Source organism: Gordonia sp. PvP123, assembly GCF_040547295.1.
GTDB lineage: Bacteria > Actinomycetota > Actinomycetes > Mycobacteriales > Mycobacteriaceae > Gordonia > Gordonia terrae.
Map to the genome: position 1 here is coordinate 1 of NZ_JBEPPN010000025.1, position 9,678 is coordinate 9,678.

The window sequence follows — 9,678 nt, forward strand, 5'->3', positions numbered from 1 at the left end:
GGTCGACCCACACCGTCACCAGCTACCGTGAGAACCCGGTCCCCGCAAACGCTGGAACCAACTAACCGAGCCTCCAGCAAACCCGGGGCGATTCACACCGTCTCCCGAATCACGGATCGGGTCATCGAAGAGATGGTGTCGTGGTGGGCACGCCCGCTGGAGAAAGTGTACGCGGCGGTGTTCATCGACGCGATCATGGTCAAGATCCGGGATGGGCAGGTGCGTAACCGGCCCATCTACGCCGCGATCGGGGTGGATCTCGACGGGCACAAAGACATCCTCGGCATGTGGGCCGGCGACGGCGACGGCGAGTCGGCCAGGTTCTGGCTGGCGGTGCTCACCGACCTCAAGAACAGGGGTGTCCGCGACATCTTCTTCGTTGTGTGTGACGGATTGAAAGGGTTGCCCGACAGTGTATCTGCCGCGTTCCCGTTGGCCACGGTACAGACGTGCATCATCCATCTGATCCGCAACACCTTCAAGTACGCCTCCCGCAAGTATTGGGACACGATCAGCGCCGATCTCAAACCGATCTACACCGCGCCGACCGCCGCTGACGCCCGGGCGCGGTGGGAGGAATTCGCCGAGAAATGGGGCACGCCGTACCCGGCGATCGTGACCCTGTGGGAGAGCGCGTGGGAGGAGTTCATCCCGTTCCTTGACTACGACGTCGAGATACGGCGAGTGTTGTGCTCCACCAACGCGATCGAAAGTCTCAACGCCCGCTACCGGCGTGCGGTGCGCGCTCGAGGACACTTCCCGAACGAGCAGTCCGCACTCAAAACGCTCTACCTGGTCACCCGGTCGCTGGACCCGAAGGGTACCGGTCAGACGAAGTGGGCCGTACGCTGGAAGCCAGCGCTCAACGCCCCGGCCATCACGTTCGCCGATCGTATGCCCGCAGCCGAAGAACGCTGACCCGCCGAGCAATCGGAAAACCGCCGCTTACACCGAATATCGGACAGACCCGTCGGGGCCCGATTCCCGCCGAGCTCGTGGTGAGCGTGCGTGAGACGCTGGGTGGGGGTCGTCCAGAACGGGGGGTGTCCCTATGGGTTTGTCAAGCAGCTGAAGCGATTGGGGTTCGGTAGGGCTCGCTGTGCTTGAGCATCGCGTAGAGGACGTCGCATCGTCGGCGTGCCAGGCAGATGAGGGCGGCGTTGTGTTTCTTTCCTTCGGCGCGTTTGCGGTCGTAGTAGGCGCGGCTGGTGGGGTCGTGCAGTGCGGCGAACGCGGAGAGGAAGAAGGCTCGTTTGAGTTTGCGGTTTCCGAATCGGGCGGGGTGCTCGCCACGGATGGAGGTGCCGGATCGGTGGGTGACTGGTGCGATGCCGGCGTAGGCGGCCAGGTGGCCTGCGGTGGCGAATGCTGAACCGTCGCCGACTTCGAGGAGGATGCGGGCTGCTGTGTAGGGGTCGTAGCGGATCTGGTTTCGCACCGCGGCAAAGTGGCTCCGCGCCATGTCTCGATCGTTGTCCGCGTCGCCGGTAGCATCACGGGTGGACGCCTGCACGGTGGCGTGGTCGAAGGCCAGGATACGTGACGCTGCGAGAAGAACTGCAGGCTTCCCGGTTGCCTCCTGTCGATGTCACAGGACCCGGGTCAGCGGGAACCGGCGTCCTGCTGATGGTAATGCTCCTGCGTGCGTTTGTGTGAACGCGGCGGCCCTGCTTAGCGTCCTCCTCGCGGACTTGCCGCGACAGGCCGGTTAGCCTGACAAGGATGCTGCGGCCTTTCGTAGTGACGCCTCCAGGGTCGTTTCCGCCTCGGGTAGAGCCGCCGCGAGGGTTGTGACGGATCGGAGCCGCTCGGATGAGGCGTGATCCTTCTGTACTGCTGCGCGTGCGACTGCAGTCCAGGATGTCGCCGCATGGTGGGCGTTGGCTGCAAGGATGGCGGTGGCGTGATCGCCGGTGAGGCGCGCGATTTCGTCGCAGCCCTGTGCCAGCAGTCGGCGGAACAGGCCGCCGCCGGTCCCCGCTTTCTCGATGAAGGCGCCGAGGCTGAATAAATGCATCTCGAGGTCGTCGGTCGACAGGGCTCCCCAGCTGCAGACGTCGGATGCGAGCGCGCTGGCAGCGTCGAGGCCGTGTGACCCGTGTTCTGCGGGCCCGGCGATCGTCGATGCGCCTGGGGTGCTCAGGCTCGCTGCGGATTGTGCGAATGCCTGTGCGGCCACCTCGAGAATCGAAGGTGGCGTCTGTGGCCAATTGATACGAAACAGCGTGTGTCGGGTTGGCTCCGGGAAGGAGGTCGAGCGGCGCGCGCGTGCGAGTGCGTCCAGTGGGACGCGTTGAAGGTCTTCGCGATCGTTGTCGGCGATGTACGCGACGCCTTGCGTCTCGTCGTAGCCGACTACAACGATGTCGTGGCGGCTCATGCGCAACTGGACCCGCAGGTAGGGGAGTTCTGCGATCTCCGCCCAGACCAGTGCAGGGCGTCCCTGATCGATCTCGCCACGAAGGTTCTCCCAACCCTCGGCCGGGTCGTCTGTGGCAAGCACCTCGACGGTGCCGCCCAGACGGCGGGGGAGGTCGATCTCAAAATCAGGTCCTCGTCCGACTAAGTACACGGGTGGCATCAGCGCTTTTGATCGAATGTAGGTGAGGGAGAGGGCTCCGCCGAGGGCAAAGACGAGGCCCTCGTCGGGTGGGCCGTCGTAACCGAGCCCGGTCCACTCCATGAGGTCTCGCATCGCACCGGACCCACAGTGGCCACCCATTCGGTGCGGGTAGGGGTCGATCATCGAGGGGCCGGACACTGACACGATCCTCCTGTGTTGAGGCGGTACGAAAATTGTCGATTGCCGGGCCGACGACTGAGGCAGACCGGGTTAGGCGTGGAATGCATCTAGTGACGTCGCACGCTGCGTGAGTATAAGAGGGCCATAGGCCTCTTTGAGAGCCACCAGGATGTTGTCGAGAGGCAGGTCGTTGTACACACCTCTTTCGCGGACGTACTCCATGTGTGTTGAGCCGTCCGCGGAGTGAGCGTGGAGCAACGCGTCGCTGTCGCCGGTGAAGTCGATCGGGGCGACTCCGAACCGCGCGCACAGTTCCGAGTTGAACGCGGGTGTCGCCTTGAGCCACCGTCCGTCTATGTAGACGTGGCTGTACCCGTGATAGACGAAGACGTCGGTTCCCATCAGCTCACGTAGGGCGCCCGTTTGGAGGTGATTACGGACGTCGGCGAAGCCTAGCCGCGCTGGGATCCCGGCGGCGCGGAATGCGGCGGTAAGCACGACGGCCTTGGGGACGCAGTATCCACGCCCGGATTCGATTACATGGCTGGCCCGGTAGTGCTCTGGGTCGTTGGAGACGGTGTACGGGTCGTAGCGGATGGCGTCGCGCACCGCGGTGAACAGGCGGCCGGCTTTGTCTTTGTCGGTGGTCGCGTTGCCGACGGCTTCGCGTGTGAAGGTTGCGACGGTGGCGTGCTCGATGTCGAGGAAGCGTGAACCCGTCAGCGCCGCCGGGCTGACCGCATTTGTCGGTGATGTGGTCATGGGGCCGCTCCGATCAATTCGGACCTGACGATCGGCGCTCGTTGTGCAATGGCGCGCTTGGCGGTCACGAAGTCAGCGGGTCTGTTGACGCAGTCAGCTGCAATCAGTTCTCCGGCGGTTAAGTAGTAGCAGGTGAAGTCGCGGCCATGGGCGGGGTTGCCGCTGACCAGCACCTCGTCGTATCCGGTGTTGAGCCCGGCGATCTGGAGTTTGAGGTCGTATTGGTCGGACCAGAACCATGGCAGTGCGGCGCGACCGGTTGTGTTGTCGCAGATTGTGGCCGCCGCGATCTTGGCGTGCTCGGTTGTTGCGGACACGCACTCGAGACGAACACGTCGCCCGTACCGCTCGATTCGGTGGTTGGCGCAGTCGCCGGCTGCGACGATGTCAGGATCGCTGGTACGAGCGCGGTCGTCGACGAGGATGCCGTTTTCGACGTCGATGCCCGCAGCTGCTGCGAGCTCCGTGTTCGGAATGACGCCGACGCCGACGATGACCAGGTCAGCGGCCAGCGTCTCCCCCCCGGACAGGACAACGCCGTCGACTCGTTCGTCGCCGCGGAACCCTTCGACCATTGCGTCGGTCCGTACCTCGACACCCTTCTCGCGGTGAATTCGATCGAAGAATTCCGACACGACGGGCGCCGTGACACGTTCGAGTACGCGTCCTGCCGCCTCCAGGACGGTGACCTCGACACCCAGGGTTCGAAGCGAGGCCGCTGTCTCCAGGCCGATGTACCCGCCGCCGACAATGACGACCCGCGAACCCGGGACCGCGGCGGCGCGGATGGCCTCGACATCGGTGGCGGTGCGCAGATAGTGCACGCCCGGCAGGTCGGCGCCGGGGACCGGCAGTGCGCGAGCTCGAGCGCCGGTGCACAGGGCCAACTTCGAGTAGGACACCGCGTCGTTGTTGCCAAGAGTGACGGTTCGTTCGGCACGGTCGATCGAGGTCACGGTCCCGTCGACGAGCTCGATCCGTTGCTTGTCGTAGAACTGGCGGCTCCGAATCGCGACATCGTCGAGATGGCAATCGCCAGCCAGGTATGCCTTGGACAGCGGCGGCCGCTGATACGGCAGGCGGCCCTCGTCGCCGATCAGCAGGATGGCCCCAGCCCACTTCTCCTTGCGCAAATTGGCCGCCAGCTGTGCGCCCGCGTGGCTTGCGCCGACGATCACGACCCGATCAGTACTCACGTCTCCGGCTTGGGAGTCAGACGGACCATCATCTTGCTGATCCCACGAACGAAGTTGGACTGCACGTACTCCGGATCACCGACCACCTCGATGTCGTCGAAGCGCTCGAGAAGTTCTTCCCAGAGAATGCGCAACTGCAATTCGGCCAAACGGTTTCCCATGCAACGGTGCACACCGAAACCGAACGCGATGTGGTTGCGAGCGTTGGACCGATCGATGATGAGCTCGTCCGGGCGGTCGAACACTCGCTCGTCGCGGTTGCCGGAGGCATACCACATGACGACTTTGTCACCTGCGCGGATGAACTGACCGTTGAGCATCACGTCCTTCTTGGCGACCCGACGCATGTATGCCAGCGGGGTTTGCCACCGGATAATCTCCGACACCGCATTGGGAATCAGATCCGGATTGGCTTTGAGTTTCTCGAACTGCTCGGGAAACTCGTTGAGAGCCAGCACTCCGCCGCTCATCGAGTTGCGGGTGGTGTCGTTGCCGCCGACGATCAGCAGCACGAGGTTCCCGAGGAACTCCATCGGGCTATTGTCGAGAAGGTTCTTGGTGTCCTCGTTGCTCTGCAGCATGGTGATGAGGTCGAATCCGGTCTCCTCGCCTGCCGCGGTCCGCGCGGCCTTGTCTCGCCACAGCGCACTCAAGCCCTGTGCCATCGCGACCATCTCGCGGAAAACTTTGTCGTTGTCCGATGGTCCGCCGTTGGCCTGCTCCATCGACGTGGCCAAATCCGACCACTGGACGAGTTTGTGGCGCTGCTCGTAGGGGTAGTCGAGCAATGTCGCGAGCATCCGCGCGGTCAGTTCGACCGACACGGTCTGGACCCAGTCGAACGGTTCGTCGAGCGGTAGCTCCTCGACGACTTCCCGGACGCGAGACCGGATGAGGCCCTCCATCTCGCGCAGGTTCTTCGGTGCGACGACTCCCTGGACGGCGGCGCGCTGCTTGTCGTGCCGCGGCGGGTCCATGGCGATGAACATCGCGATATCCATGAAACGCGGGGGCCGACCGATGATGATGAACGGTTCGGCGGAGAACGCTTCATGGTTTTTGTCGACAGCGATGATGTCGGCATGTCGAGTGACCGACCAGAACGGCCCGAAGGGACTGCGGGGCTGGAAGTGAACGGGCGCCTCATTGCGCACACGCTCGAAGTAGGACCGCCACATGCCCTGTCGGTAGAGAAATGGGTTGCTCAGATCGATGTCAGTGAGTTCGACGTCCTCGACCGGCGGGATGGGGGTCTCGGTGAAGATTTTCTTGCCGTCGGTTCGGGTGACGATCCGGCGGGTCTTGTCATAGACGTGAGCGCCACGGATCTGCAGATCGATCGGGATCATGGACTGCGCCTTCTCGGCGATCGCGGTGGTAATGCTCATCTGAAAGTCGCTCTCATTCTCTCACTTCACAACTGGAACTCGGGGAGGTGAACGGTCAACCCGTCCCACTCTTCGCGCGCGGTCATCTGACACGACAGCCGCGAGTTGGCCTCACGCTCGGGGTGCATGCTCAACATGCCTTCTTCGACGTCTGTGCTGTGGCCGACGGTGTCGATCCACGCGCTGTCGACGACGACGTGGCAGGTTCCGCATGCCGCCTCACCGCCACAGTCGCCATCAATGCCCGGTATCGCCTGGTCGACCGCGGTCTGCATCAGTGACCTGCCGGGCATCACCGGCGCGGGGTAGTCCTCGCCGTCGTGGGTCACGTAGGTGATCGTGGCCATGGCCACCTCCTTGTTCCTGGGTCGTAGAGATGAGTGTGCGCGCGGCGAATGTGGTCGATCCAGGTTCGGACGTCGCGATGTCTTGTTAACTTGGCTCATATGAGCCTTGTCGAGTCGGGGATGCCGCCGCTGGCGTTCGCCCAGCTCCTCGACAGCGGCGCCTTGGGCGCGGCGGAGACCCGAGCGTTCGAACGCATCATGGCCCGCGAGGGCGTCGATCTCGCGGTCGTCATTGCGCGACAGGGCCAAGTGCCTGTCCGGTGGTTTCACGAGGTGTATCCGGCGATGGATTCCCAGCAGGGATTCCGGTTGGGCGTAGCGTTCGCCGAGCACGCTCAGCTCACCTCGTTCGGCCCCATCAGTTTGCCGCTGGTCAGTGCGGGTTCCGTCGTCGAAGTTGTTCAACTGCTTCAGTTCTTGCCCCTGATATCGACCGCGCTGAGCACCGAGTTCCAGCACGGAGATTCTGGACTGACGATCGCTCTGGCCGGGCGCACCGACAGCGCCGGCACCGATTGTTTCGCCGTCACCTACGGTGGTCTGGCTGTCCTGCGGTTGGTGGACATGCTCGCCGGTGCCGTCCCCTCCGTGGAGCTTCATCTGACATGCCAGGCGCCGGCAGACCTGATCGCCGTGGGTGAGATCGGCCATCGGATCGTTTTCAACGCGCCCGCGGCGTTCGTGCACATACCGGCTGCCGTGCTCTACGACGTGTGCCGTTTCTCCGACCCCGTGGCCTACCGGATCGGTATTGCCGAGCTTCGACGCGTCTACGAACAGCGTAGGCCCAGTTCCTACACGCAGCTGGTCCGCGCACAGTTCGATGCCGACCCTGCCCGCGCTGACGGTGCTCGTATCGCGGCGGAGCTGTCGATATCGGTGAGCACACTCAAGCGACGCCTGAACGCCGAGGGCACCACCCTGCGTCGCCTGCGGCAGCAGTTCGTCCAAGAACGGGCCACCGCGCGACTGCTGGATCCGGGCATCGGTGTCGGCGAGATAGCCGCAGAACTGGGGTACTCCGACGCCGCCAGCTTCTCTCATGCGTTCACACGGTGGGTCGGATGCTCCCCGACGCGGTTTCGCCGCGCACCGGCGAATCGGCAGGCAGCGCCGGGCATCTGAGCAGGTCAGTCCGCGCGAAGAAGATTGACGAAAAGCTGTCTACCGTGGAGGTGTCGGCGTAGCGCGCGAAGTGCATGAGATCGACTTTCACGAACTCGCCGGTGGCGGAAAAGTAGGTCTCGCCGTCCACAGTCCCGCTCGCCCCGATGTGCAGGATGTGATCGGCGTCCTCGTCGATGCACGCCGTAAGACGTACTGGTACGTGGAGGGGTACCGGTCGGCGGTACTTGACGGTCAACGTGCGCGTGACGGCCGGGGTGCCGGCGATCCACAGCGTGAATCCCATGATGTCGTCGCACGCGGCCGAGATAGCGCCTCCGTGCGCCAAACCTGGTCCACCGGAATGCTTGGTGGTGAAAGAGTGATCGGCAAAAACGCGGTCGCCGTCGCGGTACACCTCGAGCTGCAGGCCGCTGGCATTCTCCGGCCCGCAGCCCATGCACGATGGGGAGTGTGCGGGCAGTTTGGTGGGTGCTGACATCACAGTCCTCGAATCGATGCTCGTGCCGGTAGCAGACCACTACCAACGGTATCGTTGGTGGAATGCCACATCCACGCTGGACCAACAGCGTGAGGAGACCTGGTGGCGGTGAGCATCAATGGCCTCGACGACGTCGATCCGCGGCGGGTTCGTTCCCGGAACCGTCTGCTCGACGCCACGGCGGTGTTGCTGCGCAGCGGGGGAGTGGAGGCTGTCACCGTCGAGGCGGTCACGAGCGTTCCCGCAGCTGGAGACAGTCGTGCGGCAGCAGTCGGTCGACCCGATCCCTGCGGGAGTGCCGTCGTTTCAGTCATTCGACCGGATGGGCACGGCGTTCGGGGAGAAAGGCGCCAAGACAACGGCGTTTATCGCCATGGAGAACCGTGGCGGCCTCACCCCGACGGTGCGTGCACGCTACGACGAGCTTGTCCAGGAACTTCGTGGCACCACCGCCGATGTCGCTTCCGCCCGCGACCTGGTGGGGGGATCGCCGATGTGTGTTGTCGAACTTGTCAGGATGTAAAGCCTGGGACGGGATCACGGTCGTTCTAGAAGTACTGGCCGACGTCGGCAATCTTGTAGGCCACCGGGTCATGCAGGCTGTGCGTCCGGATGTTGCGCCAGAACCGGTCCAGCCCCAAACGCGGGTGTGTCCCACGCGCCCCGATGACCTCGAAGATCCGGCTGCCTATAGACAGACCCGCCTCGGTGGCCAAGACCTTCACCCCCGACACCTGAACCATCAGCGAGGCCCGATCGGCGGGTGCCAAAGCATCACCCTTCTCCCAGATCCGCTGCACCGCGTGCGACGCATCGCGGGCCGCCGCGTCAGCGCCTTGTAGTTTAATCGCAAGCTCTCCAAAGGTCCGAACTACGTATGGATCCTGCGTGGCCTCAGAAACCCCCGCAGGGGTCCATGGCCGTGCGTGCTCCAGCGTGTATTCGCGAGCGGAGTCCAGCGCTTCGGCGGCAATTCCTATGTAGACGTGCGAGAAGATCAGTTGCACCAACGGGCCGAATAGGCTGGCGCGCCTATAGCCGAAAAAGTCGGTGATCACGCTGTTCGGAGCCCCCAACACCTCGTGCGGAAGCACTTGAACATCTTTGAAGTCCGTTGTACCGCTGTCGGTCCGCCGCATCCCCAGGGCTTTCCAGTCATTGTTGGGACGCACTCCCCCTCGGTCGGTGGGTATGACCGCTGTGATAATTCCCGACCGCTCGGGTGAGTCATCATCCTGCGCCACGCCAAACACCAGAAGCAGATCGGATCCGAGCGCCCCGCTACAGAAATGCTTGGTCCCGTTCAGCACGTAACCACCGTCGTCGCGTGGGGTTGCACGCACCTTCCAGTCGAGAATGTGACTGTTGTTCTCGCTCAACGCGTTCCCCGTCCAGGAACCCTGCGCCACGCGGCGGTAAGTGGCGTCGCGCTGCTCCGGCGAGCCGAGGAGTTCGATGAAGGCTGCACACACGAGGTGGTATCCGTAGAGGTGGCCAAGCGAGCCGTCGACCTTGGCAATCTCGCGGATTACTGCGAAGACTGAATCGCCCCGGGTTTGCTGGAGGCTCGGTTAGTTGGTTCCAGCGTTTGCGGGGACCGGGTTCTCACGGTAGCTGGTGACGGTGTGGGTCGACC

Annotated in this window: 9 protein-coding genes and 3 pseudogenes; 4 read left to right on the plus strand and 8 right to left on the minus strand. The window is 63.7% G+C overall.

Going from position 1 to position 9,678, the window contains the following annotated elements:
* Nucleotides 1–918: IS256 family transposase (locus ABIC25_RS24760; RefSeq protein WP_354563572.1), on the plus strand; the 918-nt coding region annotated here is incomplete at its 5' end.
* Between the two features lie 142 nt (nucleotides 919–1,060).
* Here the strand turns inward: ABIC25_RS24760 and ABIC25_RS24765 are convergent.
* The 6 genes and pseudogenes from ABIC25_RS24765 to ABIC25_RS24790 all read right to left on the minus strand — a co-directional run.
* Nucleotides 1,061–1,408, minus strand: a pseudogene (locus ABIC25_RS24765) (transposase); the annotation flags it as partial.
* 300 nt (nucleotides 1,409–1,708) lie between these two features.
* Complete coding sequence (locus tag ABIC25_RS24770; RefSeq protein WP_472892132.1) at nucleotides 1,709–2,746, minus strand: BtrH N-terminal domain-containing protein; 1,038 nt, start codon at nucleotides 2,744–2,746, stop codon at nucleotides 1,709–1,711.
* An 87-nt stretch (nucleotides 2,747–2,833) separates the two neighbouring features.
* On the minus strand, nucleotides 2,834–3,505 hold the full coding sequence (locus tag ABIC25_RS24775) for a transglutaminase-like domain-containing protein (protein WP_004020618.1): 672 nt from the start codon (nucleotides 3,503–3,505) through the stop codon (nucleotides 2,834–2,836).
* Nucleotides 3,502–4,701 (minus strand): NAD(P)/FAD-dependent oxidoreductase, encoded by a 1,200-nt coding sequence (locus tag ABIC25_RS24780; protein ID WP_014928948.1) that lies wholly within the window; start codon nucleotides 4,699–4,701, stop codon nucleotides 3,502–3,504. Before ABIC25_RS24780 ends, ABIC25_RS24775 begins: the two co-directional genes overlap by 4 nt.
* Complete coding sequence (locus tag ABIC25_RS24785) at nucleotides 4,698–6,089, minus strand: cytochrome P450 (protein WP_004020620.1); 1,392 nt, start codon at nucleotides 6,087–6,089, stop codon at nucleotides 4,698–4,700. The genes ABIC25_RS24780 and ABIC25_RS24785 overlap by 4 nt, the downstream gene beginning before the upstream one ends.
* Before the next feature lie 26 nt (nucleotides 6,090–6,115).
* Nucleotides 6,116–6,436 (minus strand): 2Fe-2S iron-sulfur cluster-binding protein, encoded by a 321-nt coding sequence (locus tag ABIC25_RS24790; RefSeq protein WP_004020621.1) that lies wholly within the window; start codon nucleotides 6,434–6,436, stop codon nucleotides 6,116–6,118.
* A 99-nt stretch (nucleotides 6,437–6,535) separates the two neighbouring features.
* On the opposite strand from ABIC25_RS24790, the gene ABIC25_RS24795 reads away from it, so the two are divergent.
* Nucleotides 6,536–7,561: a helix-turn-helix domain-containing protein gene (locus tag ABIC25_RS24795; RefSeq protein WP_004020622.1), complete on the plus strand. Its 1,026-nt coding sequence runs from the start codon at nucleotides 6,536–6,538 to the stop codon at nucleotides 7,559–7,561.
* Here ABIC25_RS24795 and ABIC25_RS24800 read toward each other — a convergent pair.
* A complete protein-coding gene (locus ABIC25_RS24800; RefSeq protein ID WP_354563573.1) occupies nucleotides 7,485–8,042 on the minus strand; it encodes a PaaI family thioesterase in 558 nt (185 codons plus the stop codon). The two genes, ABIC25_RS24795 and ABIC25_RS24800, sit on opposite strands and share 77 nt — an antisense overlap.
* A 108-nt stretch (nucleotides 8,043–8,150) precedes the next feature.
* Between ABIC25_RS24800 and ABIC25_RS24805 the strand changes: the two are divergent.
* Nucleotides 8,151–8,276 (plus strand): annotated as a pseudogene (locus ABIC25_RS24805) (TetR family transcriptional regulator); the annotation flags it as partial.
* 4 nt (nucleotides 8,277–8,280) lie between these two features.
* Nucleotides 8,281–8,523 (plus strand): annotated as a pseudogene (locus ABIC25_RS24810) (MMPL family transporter); the annotation flags it as partial.
* Between the two features lie 67 nt (nucleotides 8,524–8,590).
* Here ABIC25_RS24810 and ABIC25_RS24815 read toward each other — a convergent pair.
* Nucleotides 8,591–9,514, minus strand: a complete 924-nt coding sequence (locus ABIC25_RS24815) for an acyl-CoA dehydrogenase family protein (protein ID WP_014928945.1) — start codon at nucleotides 9,512–9,514, stop codon at nucleotides 8,591–8,593.
* Nucleotides 9,515–9,678 lie beyond the last annotated feature (164 nt).